General features: G+C 57.9%; 11 protein-coding genes and 1 pseudogene. 7 read left to right on the top strand and 5 right to left on the bottom strand.

Going from position 1 to position 18599, the window contains the following annotated elements; genetic code table 11:
• Window positions 1-77: 77 nt before the first annotated feature.
• Window positions 78-10181 carry a BapA/Bap/LapF family large adhesin gene (locus tag AC0TNG_RS03000; RefSeq protein ID WP_473713275.1) on the bottom strand — a complete coding sequence of 3368 codons (10104 nt, stop codon included), beginning with the start codon at window positions 10179-10181 and terminating at the stop codon, window positions 78-80.
• Window positions 10182-10937: 756 nt separating this feature from the next.
• On the opposite strand from AC0TNG_RS03000, the gene AC0TNG_RS02995 reads away from it, so the two are divergent.
• Genes AC0TNG_RS02995 through AC0TNG_RS02985 form a run of 3 tightly spaced genes read left to right on the top strand, consistent with a single transcriptional unit; the run spans window position 10938 to window position 12791 of the window.
• Entirely contained in the window at window positions 10938-11465 is a 528-nt protein-coding gene (locus AC0TNG_RS02995; RefSeq protein ID WP_024908319.1) for a tetratricopeptide repeat protein, read from the top strand.
• A gap of 7 nt (window positions 11466-11472) precedes the next feature.
• On the top strand, window positions 11473-12003 hold the full coding sequence (locus AC0TNG_RS02990; protein WP_473713274.1) for a sigma-70 family RNA polymerase sigma factor: 531 nt from the start codon (window positions 11473-11475) through the stop codon (window positions 12001-12003).
• The gene (locus AC0TNG_RS02985) at window positions 12000-12791 is read left to right on the top strand and encodes an anti-sigma factor family protein (protein WP_473713273.1); all 792 of its coding nucleotides are present in this window, start codon (window positions 12000-12002) and stop codon (window positions 12789-12791) included. The genes AC0TNG_RS02990 and AC0TNG_RS02985 overlap by 4 nt, the downstream gene beginning before the upstream one ends.
• On the opposite strand, the gene AC0TNG_RS02980 is transcribed toward AC0TNG_RS02985, so the two are convergent.
• From AC0TNG_RS02980 to AC0TNG_RS02970, 3 genes are all read right to left on the bottom strand, one after another.
• Complete coding sequence (locus tag AC0TNG_RS02980; protein WP_032645317.1) at window positions 12783-13340, bottom strand: YceI family protein; 558 nt, start codon at window positions 13338-13340, stop codon at window positions 12783-12785. The two genes, AC0TNG_RS02985 and AC0TNG_RS02980, sit on opposite strands and share 9 nt — an antisense overlap.
• Before the next feature lie 68 nt (window positions 13341-13408).
• Entirely contained in the window at window positions 13409-13753 is a 345-nt protein-coding gene (locus AC0TNG_RS02975) for a cupin domain-containing protein (protein ID WP_024908323.1), read from the bottom strand.
• Window positions 13754-13840: 87 nt separating this feature from the next.
• Window positions 13841-14197, bottom strand: coding sequence for a hypothetical protein (locus AC0TNG_RS02970; RefSeq protein WP_047348115.1), 357 nt, complete (start codon window positions 14195-14197; stop codon window positions 13841-13843).
• Window positions 14198-14596: 399 nt separating this feature from the next.
• On the opposite strand from AC0TNG_RS02970, the gene AC0TNG_RS02965 reads away from it, so the two are divergent.
• The 4 genes and pseudogenes from AC0TNG_RS02965 (at window position 14597) to AC0TNG_RS02950 (ending at window position 17942) form a co-directional block, all read left to right on the top strand.
• Window positions 14597-14911 (top strand): hypothetical protein, encoded by a 315-nt coding sequence (locus AC0TNG_RS02965; RefSeq protein ID WP_024908324.1) that lies wholly within the window; start codon window positions 14597-14599, stop codon window positions 14909-14911.
• A 305-nt stretch (window positions 14912-15216) separates the two neighbouring features.
• Entirely contained in the window at window positions 15217-16008 is a 792-nt protein-coding gene (locus AC0TNG_RS02960) for a nucleotidyltransferase domain-containing protein (protein WP_473713272.1), read from the top strand.
• A gap of 126 nt (window positions 16009-16134) precedes the next feature.
• Window positions 16135-16912 (top strand): annotated as a pseudogene (locus AC0TNG_RS02955) (isocitrate lyase/PEP mutase family protein).
• Window positions 16896-17942, top strand: a complete 1047-nt coding sequence (locus AC0TNG_RS02950; protein WP_473713271.1) for a bifunctional transcriptional activator/DNA repair enzyme AdaA — start codon at window positions 16896-16898, stop codon at window positions 17940-17942. The pseudogene AC0TNG_RS02955 and the gene AC0TNG_RS02950 overlap by 17 nt, the downstream one beginning before the upstream one ends.
• A 187-nt stretch (window positions 17943-18129) precedes the next feature.
• On the opposite strand, the gene AC0TNG_RS02945 is transcribed toward AC0TNG_RS02950, so the two are convergent.
• Window positions 18130-18597 (bottom strand): hypothetical protein, encoded by a 468-nt coding sequence (locus AC0TNG_RS02945; protein ID WP_473713270.1) that lies wholly within the window; start codon window positions 18595-18597, stop codon window positions 18130-18132.
• Window positions 18598-18599: the final 2 nt, after the last annotated feature.

Here is an 18599-nt window from a genome sequence, read left to right as displayed (position 1 = left end):
ATGTCCCTAATAAAATAAGTAAAGCTTTATTGTTATGCCCGGGCGCTGTGCGCCCGGGTCATCTCTTGCAGGTGCTATCAGGTAATGATGTGTTGCTGGTTAACAAGCTCGTCGTAGGTGGTCTGAACGTTATCAAGCGTAACGAGCGTGGTATTAGTGTAGGTGGACCCCGCACCATCACGGTCGATGGAGATCACAGTGTTGCTACCGCTTTGTGTGACATGGATATAATTCCCCAACGAGGCGGTATTACCGTCCCAGCCCACCAGCAGATCGCCAATGTCGATCTTGTCTCCCTGCGCCAGCGAGAACCCGGTCCAGTGATCGCCTCCGGCGCTGCTGGTGTTACCCGCCGTGGCATTCCCCACCGTACTGTTCAGCACCTGGTAAATCAGCGTATCGCCGTAGGCCGTACCGGTGATGGCGTCGTTATGCTCCGAGCTGATGAACTGCGGCGCCATATTGATGGTTAGCGTGGCGCTGTCCGTGTTGCCGTTGGCATCGGTCAGGGTGTAGTTGAAGGTCTCCTTCGAGGTCATGGTTGAGAGCGATACCCCGCTGTTGAGGGTATAGGTGTAATGACCGTCAGCGCCGATCGCCAGGATGCCGTAATGGCCGGTGATGTTCACCGTTGCGCTGCCGGTATACGGATCCAGCGTGGTGGCCACGCCGTTGTAACCGGTCACGCTCAGACGGGTATCCACCGAGTGGAGCTGATCCAGCACGCCGCCAGAGTCGGTACCGTCAAAGATGTTGCCGTTGACGGTGTGGCTGCCTGTGACGTCAAAATCACTCAGCGAGTAAGTGGTGCCGTTCACGCTTGGCGTGATGGTGATGGTCCCCACGCTGAGCCCCGGGACGCTGCCGGTAAAGTTCAGCGTATAGGTCCCGGCGTTGAGATCCAGCCCGGTCAACGGAACGTCGATACTGCCGCCCAGCAGCGAGCCGCCGCTGAAGGAGCCGCTGCGGATGACGCCCGAGCCGTCGCTGATGGACCAGTTCACCGTCAGTCCGCCCAGCGCCAGCCCCGAGGCCACGCTAAAGTGCAGCGACGCGTTGTGCAGCGCGGTGTTTGGGTCGACCACGAAGGTTCCGCTGCCGCTGCCCTGGGTTGATGAGAACAGGGCCGTCGTCCAGCTGGCGACGCCCACGGTGGTATCCGAGTAGACCGACGTGTGATGCACCGAGGTGAGGTCCATCGTGGCGCTGACATCGTTCACCGCATTCATCGCCTGCGCGGTTGGGGTGATGTTGAGCGATGCCGTATCCTTCGAGCCGTCAGGCGCGGTAACGGTGTAAACGAAGGTATCCGGCGTGCTGATATGGTCCGCCCCCACGCCGCTTCTCAGGGTATAGGTGTACTGACCGGACGAATTGATGGTCAGCGTGCCGTATTCCCCCTGAATGGTGGTGGTGCCGCTGCTGTTGACCGCCACGCCGTTCACTTCCGTAACCAGCGTGCCCGCTGGCACCGGGTCATTCGCCAGCACGTCGCCCGTGGTTGTCTCGCTGATACTCGCCACGCTGTAGACATGATCCTGCAGGACGCTCAGCGTGTAGCCCGTCAGGACGGCGATCCCGGACGCGGTATTCAGCAGGAACAGATACTCCCCGGCGGGCAGGTTCAGCGTCAGCTGCGGTGACGTTCCCCCCAGCAGCGGGGCGCGCAGCCAGCCCGATTCGACGCGAACCTGCTCGAAGGTCTGGGTCGCGTTGTTGAACTTATAGACGTACAGATCGAACACCGACGCCAGCGCCACGCCGCCCACCGAGGCCTGGATGGTCATGGTGCGGGTCGTGCCTTCCTCCACGTTGTAGATAATCGGGTTGGTCATGTCGTCCAGCAGGTTAAGCCCCAGCGTGTTGCCGAGATTAATGCCCACCAGGGTAAAACCGTTCTGAGACGAGGCGCCGTTATTAATTTCGTGCACGCTGGTGTCGAAGGTCAGGGCGTTGGTGTCGTCAACGGCGACAATACCGTTGACTACCGTACCGGCACCCAGGGACAGCACCAGCTGTGCCGACGCGCTGACGCCGTTATGGGTGATGGTGTAGGTGAAGCTCTCCGTGCGGCCAATGACCGCGGCGCTGGTGTCGGTCAGGCTGTAGGTGTAGCTGCCGTCGCGGTTAATGGTCAGCGTACCGTACTGGCCCTGAATCACCGTGCCGTCGGCGTTCACGCTGGTGGTGGCGCCCTGGGCGTTAGTGACCGCGGAGATAGTGGTCCCTGCTGGCGCGTTGTCGCTGCCGGCGGTTGGATCCGTATCGAGGATCACGTTGCCGTTGAGGCTGGTTTCACCGGTGACCGTACCCGGACCGGTCTCTTTCACCGCCACGTCGAGGCTGGTGTAGGAGCCGGTCGCCAGCAGGTTGGTGTTGTAGCTGAGCACGCGATAGTTGCCGTCAGCCAGCCCGGTCAGGTTCAGTGAGACGCCGGTTGCGCCGAGGGTCAGCAGATCGGCAAACTGCGGTTGGCCGGTATCCACCACGGTGGTCCAGGCGCCGTTGACGTAATGCTGAACCACCAGCTCCAGGGTATTGAGCAGAGAGAGCACCGCCCCCGTGGCGTTGGCGTTGACCACGATATCCGCGCTGCCGCCGCTGCCCACCGTGAAGTTCACCTGGGCGGTATCGTTGCCCAGCAGCGTCAGGACGTTGCCGACGGCGCCGACCAGCAGGAAGCCGTAATCGCTGTACTGGCTGTTGGTCACGGTTGCCGTGGTGCTGAGGTTCAGCTCTTCGACGTTATTGCTGGCGGAGAGCGGCACCACCGGCGCAAGGGCAGAGCCCGGCAGCGAGGCGTTGCCAGCGGCGTCGGTGGCGGTGATCTGCAGCGTCTGGCCTTCGGTCTGTTTGTTAATGAAGGTGTAGCTGTAGGTGCCGTTGCTGCCCGCAGTGGCGGTCACCGTCGAGCCGTCCGCAAGGCGGATAGCGACGGTGCTGCCTGCTTCCGCAGTCCCGGTCAGGACGCTACCGTCAGCGTTGAAGGTCCCGGTCGGTGCCGTTGGCGCGATCGTATCGACGATAATCGTCGTCACGGCGGACGCCACGCTGGTGTTGCCCGCCGCATCGGTGGCCGTGGCGGTGAGGTTATGCGTGCCTTCCGCCAGCGCGGTGGTAGTTTGCGGCAGGGTCCAGTTGCCGCTGCCATCGGCGGTCACCGTACCCACCAGCGTGATGCCATCGTAGATCCGCACCGTGGCATTCGCTTCGGCTGTCCCGCTCAGCGTTGGGCGCATGTCGTTGGTCGGATTCGTACCGGTCACCGGCCCGGTGACGCTGCCGACATCATCAATGACCGAACTGATGACCGGCGCGGCTGGCGGGAGGGTATCGACGTTAATCACATACCCGGTGGTGGGCGCGCTGGCGTTGCCTACCGCATCGGTAGCGGTAAAGGTCAACGTGTGCGCGCCGTTGCTTAGCGCCGGAGATGGCGTAAAGCTCCACGCCCCACCGGTCGCCGTCACGCTGCCGATTTGCACGCCGTTATCAAAGATTTTCACCGTGGAACCCGCTTCCGCCGTGCCGCTGAGCGTTGGCTGCGCGTCGTTGGTGATCCCGCCGTTGGCAATCGGCGTCGCCGCATTGCCCACGTCATCCACGATACTGGTCAGCACCGGCAGCGCAGGCGGCGTGGTGTCGACAGTGAGGCTGAAGCTGGTGGAGGACACGCTGGTGTTGCCTGCCGCATCCGTGGCCTGCGCGGTAAAGCTGTGCGGACCACTCGCCAGCGTGGTGGTGAGCAAGATACTCCAATTCCCGCCGCTATCCGCGGTGCCCGTTCCGACAAGCGTGGTTCCCTCATAGATCTTCACGGTGGCAAACGGTTCACTGGTCCCGACAAGGCGCGGTACGGTGTCGTCGGTTGTCTGCCCGGACGTGAGCGGGCCGGTGATGCTGCCCACGTCGTCTATCGCCTGGCTGATAACCGGCGCGTTCGGTGCCGCGGTATCAATAATCAGGGTAAAGTCCGGCGAGGTCGGGCTGACGTTACCCGCTGCATCGGTGACCGTGGCGGTCCAGGTATGGCTGCCGCTGGCCAGCGGCGCTGACGGCGTAAAGCTCCATGCCCCGGTACCGTCCGCCTGAACGGTGCCGACCGGCTGCCCGTTCTCATAAACGGTGACCGTGGCGTTGGCGGTCGCGGTGCCGTTCAGCGTCGGCGTGGTATCGTCGGTGCTCTGCCCGGAAGAGAGCGGGGTTTGAATGCTGCCCACGTTGTCACCCGCGGTCGAAATGACCGGCGCCGACGGTACGCCCGTATCCACCGTCAGGTTAAACGGCGTCGTCGTGCTGCCGGTATTGCCTGCCACGTCGGTGGCGTTGAAGGTTATTGCGTGCGGCCCGTCGCCCAGATCGGTGCCCGGGGTGAAGGTCCAGTTGCCCTGGGCATTCACCACCGCCGTGCCAATTTCGCTGCCATCAACGATCACGTGCACTGTGGCACCCACGTCGCCCGTGCCGTTGAAGGTCGGACGCGCGTCGTTGGTCGTGTTGCCCGACGTGAGCGTCCCGGTGACGGGCGCGACATCGTCAATTACGCTGGTCACCACCGGTACGCCAGGGGCTGTGGTATCAACGGTAAAGGCGAACACTGATGAGTTAGCCGAGGCGTTGCCTGCCGCATCCGTTGCATAGACGCGAAGGGCGTAGCTGCCGTCGCCCAGCGGCGTGGTCGGCGTAAAGGACCAGTTCCCGCCTCCGTCAACGGTTGCAGTACCAATCTGCGTGCCGTTATTCATGATGTGAATAGTGCTGCCCGCCTGCCCGGTACCGCTGATGGTTGGGGTGCTGTCGTTGGTCACCTGGCCGCTGGTGAGGTTGCCCGTGACGCCGCCAGGGACGTTGTCGTTTACCGTATCCAGCGTCGGAACCGTCGGTGCCGTCAGGTCAACCACCACGCTCCAGGGGGCTGAGACCGCGCTGACGTTACCCTGCGGATCGGTCGCCCGAACCGTGAAGCTGTGCGAGCCTTCGCCGAGCGCGGTGTCAGGGGTAAACGTCCATGCGCCGTTGCTATCAGCCGTCACCACGGCGATCTGCGTGCCGCCGTCGAAAATGGTGACCACGCTGTTTGCGTCCGCTGTCCCTGTAAGGGTTGGCGTGGCGTCATTCGTTTCGCTGCCGCTGACCACCGTGGTGGCAGCGTTACCGACATTGTCCGTAACGTTGGTGATGACCGGCGTGGCGGAAACGGAGTCCACCACGACGGTGAAGCCCGCAGAAGGACCGCTCTGATTCCCCGCCGGGTCTGTCTCGCGGATGGTCAGGACGTTATTCCCCTCTGCCAGAGGCGGCGTGGTGTAGCTCCAGGTGCCGGTATTGCCGATCACCACGCTGTCCAGCAGCACGCCGTTGTTGTAGATGGAGATGGTATCGCCTGCTGCGCCGGTGCCGGTGAGGGTCGGCTGGTTGTCGTTGGTGGTCTGCCCGCTGGTCAGCGGACCGGTGCCTGGGCCGACGTCGTCAATTACGGCGCCGATGGTCGGCGTGCCCGGTGCGGTGAGGTCAACGGTAACGCTGGCCGCCGGAGAGCGGCCGCTGGTCAGGCCGTTGAGGGTCGCGGTCACCTCAAAGGTGTGTAGCCCCTCGCCAAGCGCGGCTGGCGTATAGCTCCAGTTGCCGCTGCCGTCGGCAGTGACTGTCGTCAATGGCGTCGCGCTACCGTCCAGGTAGATGGTGATCAGGCTCCCCGCCTGAGCCGTGCCGGTAAGGGTAGGGGTGGTGTCGTTGGTGGTTTTGTCTTTCACATCGCCCGTGATTGGGGCGACGTCATCGTTGATCGCCGTGATGACGGGCACCTGCGGCAGGTCGAGCGGTGAATCGGTAACGATAAAGGACGCGCCAGGGCTGGCATTTCCTGCGGCATCGGTAGCGCTTACGGTCAGCGTGGTCGGATCCAGCTGCGCCGGGCTCAGCGCAATGGAGAAGCTGCCGTCGCTGGCAGCAACGCCGGTACCAATGACGGTCCCACCGCTGTCTTTCACGGTAACGGTGGTTCCCGCTTCGGCATTACCGGTCAACGGGGTCCCCTCCTGTGCCAGGGACATGTTGGTCGGGTCGGCAGGTGCGGCGGTGTCCACCGTCACGCTCAGCGGCGTCGAGTTTCCGGAGGCGTTACCCGCAGGGTCGGTAGCAGAGACGGTGAAGGTGTGCGGGCCATCCGACAGCGTTGTGCCTGCCGTCCAGCTCCAGCTGCCGTCCGGCTGTATCGTGACCGGCACGCCCGACGGGGTACCGTCGATGGAGACGATAACGGTGGTGCCGGGTTCGCTGGTCCCGGTGAGGGTCGGCGTGCCGTCGCGGGTGTAGAGCACGTTGTTGGTGAGCTGGCTGTCTGAAACGGCATTAATTTGCGGAATCTCAGGCGCAGCGGTATCGAGCGTGACGGTAAAGACCGCACTCGGCGCGCTGACGTTGCCCGCCGTATCCACGCCCGCAACGGTAATGTTCAGCGGGCCGTCCGTTTGCACTGGAAGCGTCAGGCTCCATTCTCCGTTAGCGACCACGACACGGCCCAGCTCGACGCCGTTATTGTAGACGATCACTGTCTCACCGTTAACGCCGGTTCCGCCCACTGTCGGCGTGGTATCCGTGATGTAGCCCCCGTTCGGCTCGCCGCCCACGGCGCCAATCACTGGCGTATCCGGCGCCACGGTATCTACGGTGATCGTAATCGCTGGCGACGGGTCAGAGACGTTGCCCGCCTCATCGGTGGCGGTGGCGGTATAGACGTGGCTGCCCTCCGCAATGTCGCTGCCAGGGCGCCAGCTCCAGTTGCCGTTGCTGTCTACCGTGACGGTACCAACGATAGTTGGCGTGCCGCCGTTGACCGTGTCAGTGATGTTGATAACGTCGTTCGGCGTACCGGTGCCGCTCAGGACCGGGCGCGGATCGTTGGTGGTGCCGCCATCGGGAACGGGACCGGTGATCTGGGTGACGCTGTCAGTAATGACCGGTGCTGCAGGCGTAGCCGGCGGGTCGGTGTCAATGGTGATGGTGACCGGCTGCGACGGGGCGCTTTCGTTGCCCGTGCCGTCCACGTTGGTGACGGTCAGGGTGATGTCATAGGTGCCGCCGGGCAGCGGGGATGGCGGCGTCCAGGACCAGTTGCCGGCACTGTCCACGACAGCGTCGCCGATTTTGACGCCGTTGCCGTAGATCGTCACGGTATCGCCCGCCGTGCCGGTACCGCTCAGGGTCGGCGTGGTGTCGCGGGTGATTTCTCCCGGGTTCAGCGGCGTTTGCGTTGTGCCGCCGTCAGGATTGACGGTAATTGCCGGGATATCCGGCGTGGCAGGTGCGACGGTATCCACCGTCAATACAAACGGGCTGGAGATAGTGGTATTGCCGGCGGCATCCGTGGCGTGAACCGTCAGGGAATGCGGGCCGTCGGTGAGCGGGGTGACCGGCGTAAAGCTCCAGCCGCCGCTGCCGTCGAGGGAAGCGGTGCCGAGCAAGGTTGTGCCGTCATAGACGGTGATCACCGCATCCGCCGGAGCGGAGCCCTGCAGCAGCGGCTGGGTGTCGTCGGTGGTATCGCCGCTGGTGAGCGGGCCCTGAACGCCGCCGACGTCATCGGTCACGGTGGCAATGGTGGCAGCCGTTGGCGGTGTGGTATCGACGGTCAGGGTGAAGCCGCTTGACGGCTGGCTGGTGTTGCCCGCCGCATCGGTGGCGACAACGGTAAAGGTATGAGGCCCCTCCCCAAGCGGCACGGTGGGGGTATAGGTCCACACGCCGTTGTTGTCGACCGGGGCCGTGCCAAGAACGGTGCCATCCAGGCGGATGGTGACCGTCGAGCCTGGTTCAGCCGTGCCGTTGAGCGTCGGCGTGGTGTCGTTGGTGCTGTCGTTGGGGTTGAGCGCGCCGAGGCGCTCCGGCACATCATCCAGCACCTGGGTAATAACCGGGGCAGCAGGCGCGACGCTGTCAATTGTCAGCGTCCAGGTGTTGGAGACGCCGCTGGTGTTACCTGCCGCGTCGGTCGAGACGGCGGTCAGGGCGTGCGGACCCTCACCGATTGGCGAGGACGGCGTAAAGGTCCATGCGCCGAGACCATCGGCAACGGTTGTGCCAATTTCAACACCGTCCACGCGCAGGCTGATCGTCGCGTTTGCTTCGGCGGTACCGCTGAGCGTCGGGGTGGCGTCGTTGGTCGTGGCATTTGGGCCGAGTAAGCCAACAATTCCACCGGGCACATCGTCCACGACTTGTGAAATCACCGGGGCGTCAGGTGCCGTCCCGTCGACATTAATTGTCCACGCGGTTGATATTCCGCTCGGGTTACCGGCGGGATCCGTCGCCGTTGCCGTCAGCACGTACGTGCCATCGGTCAGCGGTGTGGGCGGCGTAAAGCTCCACTGGCCAGAGGAGGGAACAACCGTCGTACCGAGGACATCGCTGCCGTTATAAATCGTGATGGTCGAACCCGCCTCGCCCGTTCCGTTCACGGTCGGCGCCCGGTCGTTGGTAATCCCGTTCGGGCCCACGGGGCCTGTGGTGGCCTGCACGTCATCAATCACAGACACGATAATTGGTGCCTGCGGTGGGGTAGTATCCGGTGACGCGGCGGCGGTTGCGGGTCCCGTGTTGCCTGCGGCGTCGGTGGCGTCAGCGGTCAGGATTTCGCCGTTGAGCTTCGGTGGGGTCAGCGGCAGGCTGAAGTTACCCTGGCTATCGGCAACAACGGTACCGAGGGTGACATCGCCTTCACGGATGGTCACCGTGCTGCCTGCTTCCGCGATGCCGCTGATGGTGCCGCCATCATTCGAAACGACGAGGTTTCCAGGGGCTGACGGCGGGGTAGTATCCACAGTAAAGGTGACAGGTGCTGATGCCGTACTCTGGTTTCCGGCCGCATCGGTTTCAGTGACGGTTATGGAGTGTGTCCCGTCCGGCAGCGGAGCGTTTGGCGTAACGCTCCAGGTACCGTTGGGCTGCACCGTCGTTGTGCCAATCGCCACGCCGTTATCATAAATGGTGATGGTTCCACCTGGCTCGCCCGTTCCCGCCAGGAGCGGCAGTGAAGCATCCGTAGGCGCGCCCGACGTAATGGTCCCCCTGATAAGACCTGTATCGTCGGTCAGCACAATCGCGGTCGGGGCGTCCGGCGGAGTAAGATCCACCGTAAGAGTAAACACCGGTGAGGCTGGCCCGGTGTTGCCGGCGGCGTCGGTTGCCTTCACGGTAATCTGGTGAGTGCTTTCACTCAGGTCAACTGACGGGGTAAAGGTCCAGGTGCCGTTGCTGGCGACGATTGCCGTACCAATAGCGACTCCGCCGTCATAAATCGTCACGGTCGAGCCCGCCTCGCCGGTGCCGGTAAGCTGTGGGCGCTGATCGTTGGTGCTGCCGCCGTTGGACACCGTCCCCGTCTGCGGGGCAATATCGTCGATTACACTGCCAATCGTTGGCGCATCGGGCGCGGTTATGTCCGGCGCGTTGAGCGTTGTGCCCGGGCTGGTATTCCCGGCGTTATCCGTCGCGGTGGCAGTCACCTGCTCGCCGTTGGTCAGCGGTGTTCCGAGGGAGACGGTAAAATTGCCGTCGCTGCCCGTTTTTCCGGTGCCAACGACATTGCCGTTCGCGTCTTTCAGCGTGATAGTGCTGCCCGGTTCGGCGGTACCGGTAACGGTCTTGCCATCTGAAGAGAACTTAATACCGGAAGGTGCATTCGGCGGCGTTGTGTCCGGATCGGCAGGATCGACGGGGATGTTGGGGTTGGTACTATTGTTATTACCGCCATCTCCACCACCGCCGCCGGTACTTGCCGCAGCCGCGATACCGCCTGCAGCGACAATGCCGCCGAGGGCCCATGGCCAGAAGGCGGCACCACCGGCATCACTTCCTGACGCCGCAAGCAGTACGTTCGTAGACGCGATAGATTCGTACGTCGCGGCCCCGGCTGGATCTTCAATCCACCATAATGCGCCGTTGCTGTCCTGCAGTACCAGCTGGCTCACGCCCTGCGCGTCCGTGACGTAGAAATTTTTTACAGTGATCACCTCGCCGGAGTGCAGCGTAACCAGCAGATCGTTACCACTTCGCGCGAAGTGGGAGACACTCGCTCGCTCGACATGAAGCTCAACGATGGAGGAATGGCTCAGCGTGACCTGTGTGCCTTCCATTTTCGTTTCTACGCCAGTAAGTTTCGAGATAACAGAGATTTGGCTCATTTAGTTATTACTCCAGCAGATGTGTCATAAACGGCGAGCAAGACGAGCCATCTCTGCAGAAGGTAAAGGGCGCCCCCGGCGCAGTCGCTGTTATAACGCAGCACTGACCGTTTTTTTAGCGCGCACGATGCCCGCCAGGATTCAGAGTGGCAACATCAGAGCGAATCTAATTTTTTATGAAAGAGAACCGTTTTATTCGTGTTTTATGTTTTGTAAAACCCTGTAATTAATAGAGGAATTATTTTTGAGGATATAAAATTGATATAGACAGAAAACATGGGTTGTGCAAATTAAGCTTTCGCAAATAAGTGCGAAAACAAGGTGGAAGGCATTGGTATATTGATGTTGTCAATAATTATGTTGGTGCAATCCTTTGTTTTATATGACTTTAATTTTAGTGTGTAATGTTTTTTCTTAGCGTGGTTTACGCACTGCGATAATTGGTAGGGAATGTTTTGAATATAATGTAAAACGATATTCTTTAGGTTTGCTTAATGTTCATTTAAGTTAAGGTAACGTTTTTGATATAAAATATATTATGTCACTTGCACTATAAAATATATTCTTATGTGAGGTGAAAACTCTGCTATCACGCGAAATAATAACGTTAAGGTGAGGATGAATAACCTGATTTATTTTCATTGGGCTACAACGTCAGCATGATTTCGCGACAGCAAAAAATTTACGGGGAGAATGAATAAAACTCATCAGTCGGACGTTTACTGACGTCACTCCCCACTCACCCTGGAGCTTTATATGAACACGACCTCGTTTCGTTTGATCCCGGTGCTGATTTTTTCCCTGCTGTCCCCACTGGCGCTGGCGATGGGCAATAATAGTACCGAGAGCAAAACGCCCGACTGTCCTGCCGGACAGGTGTATGACAGCGCTACTCAGAAATGCGTGCCGGACAAGAGCAGCAGCCTCAGCGACCAGGACAAAACCAACTATGCGTACCATCTCGCGAAGAAAGGAGAGTACCAGGCGGCGCTGAATCTGCTTGATTCGCTGAAAAATGGCAATACGGCTGAAGCGTGGAACTATCGCGGGTTCGCCACGCGCAAACTTGGCCGTACGGACGAAGGCATTGGTTACTATCAGCGTGCGCTGGCTATCGCCCCGGATTATGCCAAAGCCCGGGAATATCTCGGTGAAGCGTGGATGGTAAAAGGACGTCCTGACCTCGCGAAAGAACAGCTGAAGGTCATTGCCGGTATTTGTGGCCAGTCCTGTGAGGAGTACCGTGACCTGCAGGCCGCCATTAACGGACATCCGGAATCCTGATTTTCTCGTGGAGGGAAAGCCCATCGCTACCAGTGAGGTTCGTCAACAGTTAGCCGCACATCTGTCGCGTCTCTGGCGCTATGGGCTGGTGCTGTCGCGAAACAGGGATATCGCCGAAGAGCTGGTTCAGTCCACCTGCGTGCGTGCGCTTGAAAGGAGTAGCCAGTATATGCCGGGCACACGCATCGACAGGTGGCTGTTCGCGATACTGCACTCCATCTGGATCTCTGAGCTTCGGGCTCGACACGTGCGTCAGGGGCAGGGATTTGTGGCCAGCGACGAGCTCCTGGCGCCGGACACCCGCGAACAGGATGAGACGCGTCTGCATTACCTTAAGGTGATGCAGCGCGTCAACACGCTGCCTGAAGCCCAGCGCAACGCGGTATTTTTGGTTTATGTCGAAGGCTTTACCTACCAGGAGGCGGCGGACACGCTGGCGGTGCCGATCGGTACCGTGATGAGCCGGCTGGCAACGGCACGGGCTCGGCTTGCCAGATCCGCTGACGCACTGCCTCCGGTAAAGGAGAAACGCTATTGAACGCGCATCGTTTTGCACCGCCCTATAACGACGACGCTATCGTGGCATGGATAGATGGCGAGATGTGCCGCGCCGACGCGCAGCATTTTGAAGAACAGTTGAAACGTGATGAACGCCTCGCCGGGCGAACCAACGAGCTGATGAAAAGCAGCCAGGATTACGCCGGGGCGTTTGCCTCCCTGCTGGATGACGCGCCTCTGGAGACAATGCAGGCGCGTCTGGCTGCTATTCCCGAACCACAGTCCTCCACGCCGCCTGGCGTCAGCAGGCGGTCGCTAATTGCCGCATCGGTCAGCTTTTTGATGGTCGGCTCCGGGCTGGGCTACCTGCTGCGGCCCACTTCCGCGCCAGCGGATGAGAATGCCCATATTCGCGACCTCGAAGCGCAATATATGTCCCTGTACAGCGTCGAGACGCTGCTGGATATGGACAGCGCAACGCCGGTCCTGCAGCGCGGGCTGGAACGGGCAGCGCAGGATATCGGCATAAAGCTGCACATGTCGCAGCTAGTCCTGCAGGGGGCAGAGTTGAAGATGGTGCGAATGCTGCGCTATGAAACCACCTCTATCGCGCAGATTGCCTGGATCAACGCCGACTACGGCCCGATGGCGCTCTGTATTTCTCCTGTTGACGAGAAGACCAGGGCCTCTCTGCGCCAGGAGCAGCGGCACAGCATGAACCTGGCGTGGTGGCAGGAGGCGGGCTACCAGTTTGTCCTGATTGGTCGTAATCCGCCGTCTCACCTGCGGGGAAATGCGGAGCAGCTACAGCGGCTCATTTCAGGATGACGGCACGTCGTTTGTCTTAATCGCAATGGCGATGGCAATACGATCGTCCACGACCAGCGCAAACTTATCCATCCCGTAGGACGCGCGCGAGATCGCCGTGGTGGCATCCAGGGTGAGGACTTGCGCATGCGGGTCTTTCACCACGGCCTCCAGGAGCACCGGGCGGGCAATGTTACGCACGGTCAGCGTGCCGAACACCCTGAACCGTCCGTCACCCAAGGCGACCACGCGAGAGCTGATGAACTCGATAGTCGGGTAGTGCTCAGAATCAAAAAACATATCGCTTTTCAGCTGCCAGGTAAGCAGCTTGTTTGATGCCACCAGAGTTGCTACGGGAATGGTGACGTGAATATGATCGTCGACGTCGTTTTCCGGGTTGAGCGTCACGGCGCCCGTCACGCCGCTGAACGTCGCCCAGGAGAGGATGCCGCCGAAGGCATGCCACGATAGCCGAATGGCGGTGTTATCGGTGTCGATAATGTAGCTTTTTGGGGCAGCTAACGCCCACGGACAAAACAAAATCAGCACTATCACCAGGCGTCGCAGCATCTCAGGATCTCTTTTAAGGGGGCAGGGAGTAAACGCGTCACCCCCGGGATCTATTCGACTTTTGTGCGTCAGGGTGTTTTAACGATATCCACCGAGATTTCGACGGCGGCGATCGGGCCCCGATTTTCCAGCCAGTGGACCGTATTATGGTCTTCCGGCCACCCGACGCCGGGACCGTAATCGGTGGCGATACCGTTACGATGATCGGTGATGGTCCCCTCAAGGATAAAAACGGTACCGGGGCGATCGATATGATCGTGCACTGGACCAAAGACCGCGCCGGGGGCGAGCGTCACCCTGCGCATGCGAAGCTGTCGACCGTCCATGCCTGCGATCTCCGGGCCCAGATCGACGATGGAAAGCAGTTCAACGGTAACGCCCTGGGTTTCTGGTGCGGTTTCTTTGTGGCTCATGACGGTGCCCTCCTGAAACAAGTTTAGCCTTCAGGAAGCAGGGTGGGAGGGAATAAAAAAGGCCGCGTATGCGGCCTTTCGAAGGGATTACTCAGTGACTTTCTTTTCCAGTTCGCTGGCACCTTCTTTGGTTTTGTTCCAGCCTTTCTCTGCGCCTTCTTTGGTGGCATCCCACCCTTTCTCGGTGCCTTGTTTGGTTTTATGCCAGGCTTTCTGGGAATCTTCGCTGACCTTGCTGCCAAAGCTTTCGCTTTTACCTTCCGCAGCATGCTTCTGTTTCAGCTTCAGCTCTTCACCTTTATTCTGCTCTTCGTGCAGTTTTTGCTTTGCCTCGTTGGCGTTTGCGTTCGCCGCCGCGACGGTATCGTCAGTTGCATGTGTGGTCGCAGCAAATACTGGGGAAGCCAGCAGAACGGCAGATAATGCGATAATTGTTTTTTTCATAATATCCTCATTTAACGTTATCGGTTATGAGCGTGATTCAGCATGGCACAGGCGAAGCGGGATGGCTTTAGGAAAAAACTGTAATGAGATCAATGTGCCCTGATGAGGGGGATTTCGCCTGAGGATTATCCAAAGGACAAAAAGCCTATTTCAACAAGGGCGGCGAGGGCCAGGAGAACGAAGATTATGACGGTTATGGGTTTGTACATGTTGGGGTTCCTTCCGGGTTGGGGCGGCTAATCCGTAGCGCTGGGTGATGTGGGTAATTTTGCACAGGCGGGGGGAGAGGGTGTTGATGTTTGTCAAAGCCAGGGGAGTACAACATAAACAACCAGCCGGTAGGTCGTTATGTTTTAAAGATCAAGATATAGTAGCTTTGATTAGAAGGAGGGGAATAGCATGGCGATAACGGAAGAAGCGTTGCTTAGATCTGGTTTCACAAAAGAAGAGCTGCAAAAGCTTAAACGCTACGTGGATACTCAGCGTTCGACGCTGGATATTTTGCTTCCTGCGCTTTCAAATCGGTTTAAAGGGACTGTTATATTTTCAGTCGTACTTACGGTTCTGTTCATACTGGCGGTTTGCTTCGCTTCGCGAGAAAATATCATTTCATCAGGCATTGCTGTAGTGTTTATCTTTGGTATCTTCTGTTGGATGACCCCCCTCAAATTAACGTATAAAGCCTGGCGTTTTAAGCAGGATTATTATCAATAGACAGCAAGTCAAAAACAATTTTTGCGTTTATGCCATATCCAATGATTTTCATGGTGAGTTTTGGCCGACTCATAGAGTCCATATAATCTCATAAGGACTGCTTTGTTGCCTTTACTGGTACGACTATGTTAGTCAGATATCCGAGTAATCGACGATGGTCAGAAATTTCTCCGAATTTACAGGGCAATATAACGCATCGGGAGAACCCTCTTAGGACATTATTGTTCCTGCAAAAAATATCTGGCCTGCCTGTTCACTGCGCGATACCCTGTAATGCTTTGTCTTTTTTGTGAACAGGAAAAAGTATGCTTAGTACGTTACCCGATTTACACAGAAGTTTTGCAGAGCAACTTAAGCTTAAATTTCAGGCTGATTCGCGGATTCACTCCCTTCTCGCCGGCGGCTCGCTTGTTCATGGCGGGTTTGATAAATATTCCGATCTTGATTTTGTCGTTGTGGTAGACCCTCTCTACTATGACGAAATCATGGCTCAGTGTATTGTGTTCGCCGGAACACTGGGTCACCTGCTCCATGCTTTCACCGGGGAACATGTGGGAGAGCCTCGTCTGCTTATCTGCCTGTATGGTCCCGAACTCCTTCATGTCGATCTGAAATTTGTCACCCTGGAAATGCTCACTCAGCGCGTTGAGGAGCCCGTGGTGTTATTTACCCGTGATAACACCGCTCTGGAGCGCCAACTGGCAAAATTTAGCGCTCACTGGCCTGATATGACGCCGGAGTGGTTTGAGTCCCGAGCCTGGATCTGGCTTCATTACGCGGTGGTGAAACTGGGAAGGGGAGAACTCTTTGAAGCGATAGGCATGCTGGCATTCTTCCGGGAGCAAGTGCTGGGACCTATGCTGTACCGTCGAGCAAATCTACCGCAACGTGGGGTGCGCCGCATCGAATTCCTCAGCATTGATCCTGATGACCTGTTGGCTTCCACGCTGGCTACGCACGATCGTGATTCCGTCAGCATGGCCCTCAGAAAGGCTGTTGATGCTTATATCACGCTGCGTGCTGATGCGCTGCCGGAAAATATCGCAGACGATGCGGCACGTTGGGCGGTTCTTGCCATGCTCGAAGCCAGAACCTGACCTTAAAAGGTTTGGTCTGTTCCGCTCCCCATGTTCAGACGACTTTTGCTAAAAAATGGTCGTCTGAATTTCGGTTGTGAGGTTCTTACTGAGTGCTTAGATTCATTTTCAATCTATCGAGAGGATATGAACTTTGCAGAACGCCACTATCAGCATGAGCCTCTTCTTATCGGCAACGTCTGGGATGCCGCCAGTGCTGTCGCAGCGCAAAAAGCAGGCTACCAGGTTCTGGGAACGTCCAGTGCAGCTATAGCGTCCACACCGGGATATGACGACGGCCAGGGAATGCCGTTTGATGAGTTATTTTATATGGTCACCCGGATCCGGGCTGTCAGCAACCTGCCATTGAGCGTTGACATGGAAGCAGGGTATGGTGATTCAGCCGAAGAGATAGCAGCCAATCTGAGGCGCCTTGCTCAGACAGGCGTCGCAGGCGTGAACCTCGAAGACAGCCAAGTCATAAACGGGGTTCGTCAGCTTGACGATGCCTCTGATTTTTCCCGTAACACTGAGAGCAGTGTGCAATATGCTGAGAAGGGAAGATTATCGTCTGTTTCTGAATATCCGGACTGACACTTACCTGCTCGGGCATGAAGACGCGTTGCAGGAGACGATATTACGGGGTCAACGCTATAAAGCTGCAGGTGCCGACGGCCTTTTTGTTCCCTGCCTGACGTCAGAGAAAGACATCAGCCTCATAGCAGAGGCAACGGGATTGCCCCTGAATGTCATGTGTATGCCCGATCTACCGTCATTCGACAGGCTGAAACGGGCCGGGGCAAGCCGCATTTCAATGGGCAATTTTGTTCATTCAGCGATGCAGTTAACGCTGACTGATGTCATGCATGCGATCCGAGCTCGTCAGACGTTTGAAGGACTTTTTAGTGATGAAAATAACCGATAAGAATTTATGCGATATCTGGTATCAGGCATTACTTGAACGTTCTTCAGAATATACTGGCGTGTTTTTTGTTGGCGTCAAAACCACTGGCGTATTCTGCATTTCGGTATGCCGGGCGCGAAAGCCCAAACGCGAAAATGTCGAATTTTATAAAGATGCCAAATCTGCCCTGGCGGACGGCTTTCGTCCCTGTAAGGTCTGCAGGCCCGCTGAAAATGCGCACAGCGCGCCATTATTCGTTGAGCAGGCGCTTGCGCTTGTCAGGCGCGATATTAAATCCCGTGTAGCAGACGCGGAGCTTCGTCAGCATGGAATCAGCCCGGAGCGGGTAAGACGCTGGTTCCTGCAACATCACGGCATCACTTTTCAGGCTTTTCAGCGAATGCAGCGGGTGAACGTTGCCTTGCAGGAGCTGAAAAGCGGACGAGCGGCGACTGACGTTGCGCTGGACAATGGCTATGAATCCCTGAGCGGGTTTGGTTACACCTACAAGCGGCTTACTGGCGCAGCGCCGACTCAGGCAACCCAGGTGATAGTCATTCACCGGTTCACCACGACGCTTGGACCGATGTTTGTCTGCGCGACAGAGCGGGGAGTCTGTCTGCTGGAGTTTACCGATCGCCGGATGTTAGAAACAGAATTCCGCGATATACAGCGTTTATTTAACGCCAGAATCGTCACCGGCGAAAACAGCCATACCCGGCAGACAGTAAAAGAGATCGGCGAGTATTTTGCCGGAACGCGCCGACAGTTTGATCTCGCTTTAGATGCCCCGGGTAGTGATTTTCAACAATCCGTCTGGCATGCGTTGCGTGCTGTTCCCTATGGACAGACCTCACACTATCAGGCCATTTCACTACGGCTTAATAAGCCAAATGCTGTGCGCGCCGTCGCTGCCGCTAACGGTGCCAACCGGATTGCGATTGTGACTCCCTGTCACAGGATAATTGGAAAAGATGGCGCGATGACAGGTTATGGAGGGGGGATTTCACGCAAAGAATGGCTCATTGAGCATGAGAGAAATAATGTTTAATGGTGTGATCTTGCTGTGTCGCCGGGAAATTTTATGAACTTCGCGGGACATATTGAGGGTACAAAAAAGCCCGCAGGGCTTGCGCCGTGCGGGCTTTCAGGACTTCATCGGATGCGAAGTCTGCATACTTCTCAGGAGCATTTATCCAGCTCAGCGGAAAGCCTTTTCATTCTGATAAATAGTGACTTCAGCTTACGTTTTCCGACGCCGGTGCGGCAGATATCGTTATGTACTTTTTCAGACCAGACTCCCGTTTAACCCCTTTGGGATCGGAAACGAAAGGAAGCCGTAAGCGAGGTGAATCGGATACTTTCAGTGTCCAGATATAATCCCCAATAAACCTGAAATCCATGCTATCGTCAGTGACCTGGAGATCCGCAAAAGTTCCTGTCGAGTACTCATTGCCCAAGCGAACAATTTCTTTAAGCCCGTCATGAACGTCAATAAGGACAATTGTCAGGGATTCTTCAAAAATAATGTCATCCGTCAGAAACAGGATGTAACGCTGCTCATTAACCTGGACCGCTGCTTCAAGCACTTGCCCCGGTACAATAATGCCGGTGCTTTTACCATTGAGCACAACGTCAGATTGAGCCTGGGATACATCGGTAGCTACACTAACCTTAACCAATGTTATTGAATTAACCTGTTGCATAA

The sequence above is a fragment of the Enterobacter sp. PL_is514 genome (assembly GCF_055816715.1).
The sequence above is the reverse complement of the archived record's forward strand: the minus strand, read 5'-3'. Positions and strand labels throughout refer to the sequence as shown.

Excerpts from the sequence above, each read along its gene's own strand:
- AC0TNG_RS02945 (WP_473713270.1), bottom strand. The coding sequence starts at position 18,597 with ATGCAACAGGTTAATTCAATAACATTGGTTAAGGTTAGTGTAGCTACC.
- AC0TNG_RS02970 (WP_047348115.1), bottom strand. The coding sequence starts at position 14,197 with ATGAAAAAAACAATTATCGCATTATCTGCCGTTCTGCTGGCTTCCCCA.
- AC0TNG_RS02975 (WP_024908323.1), bottom strand. The coding sequence starts at position 13,753 with ATGAGCCACAAAGAAACCGCACCAGAAACCCAGGGCGTTACCGTTGAA.
- AC0TNG_RS02950 (WP_473713271.1), top strand. The coding sequence starts at position 16,896 with ATGAAAATAACCGATAAGAATTTATGCGATATCTGGTATCAGGCATTA.
- AC0TNG_RS02995 (WP_024908319.1), top strand. The coding sequence starts at position 10,938 with ATGAACACGACCTCGTTTCGTTTGATCCCGGTGCTGATTTTTTCCCTG.
- AC0TNG_RS03000 (WP_473713275.1), bottom strand. The coding sequence starts at position 10,181 with ATGAGCCAAATCTCTGTTATCTCGAAACTTACTGGCGTAGAAACGAAA.
- AC0TNG_RS02960 (WP_473713272.1), top strand. The coding sequence starts at position 15,217 with ATGCTTAGTACGTTACCCGATTTACACAGAAGTTTTGCAGAGCAACTT.
- AC0TNG_RS02980 (WP_032645317.1), bottom strand. The coding sequence starts at position 13,340 with ATGCTGCGACGCCTGGTGATAGTGCTGATTTTGTTTTGTCCGTGGGCG.
- AC0TNG_RS02965 (WP_024908324.1), top strand. The coding sequence starts at position 14,597 with ATGGCGATAACGGAAGAAGCGTTGCTTAGATCTGGTTTCACAAAAGAA.